Genomic DNA, 232 nt, shown 5'->3' with positions numbered 1-232 from the left:
GCTTATCAGCCCTAATACCGTGCGCCTGGAGCTTGCCTTACTTGGACACCTTTACACCGTTGCCATACAGGAGTGGGGGCTGGGACTTACCTATAATCCCGTCCAGAACATTCGCAAGCCTAGCCCAGGAGAAGGGCGTAACCGCCGCCTGAGTTCTGACGAGGAAAAGCGGCTGTTCGCTGTTCTGCGGCAGCATAGCAACCCAATGCTCGCTTGGATCGCCAGAGTAGCC

The 232-nt window shown here is 56.9% G+C and carries 1 protein-coding gene; it reads right to left on the bottom strand.

Annotated features, from left to right (window positions below; genetic code table 11):
- Nucleotides 1-37 precede the first annotated feature (37 nt).
- Nucleotides 38-232: hypothetical protein (locus SB773_RS34940; RefSeq protein WP_410595173.1), on the bottom strand; the 195-nt coding region annotated here is incomplete at its 5' end.

The sequence above is a fragment of the Bacillus sp. SIMBA_074 genome, from assembly GCF_046534555.1.
In the GTDB taxonomy this organism is placed as follows: Bacteria; Bacillota; Bacilli; order Bacillales; family Bacillaceae_G; genus Bacillus_A; species Bacillus_A mycoides.
This window is presented reverse-complemented; position numbering and strand designations above follow the sequence as displayed.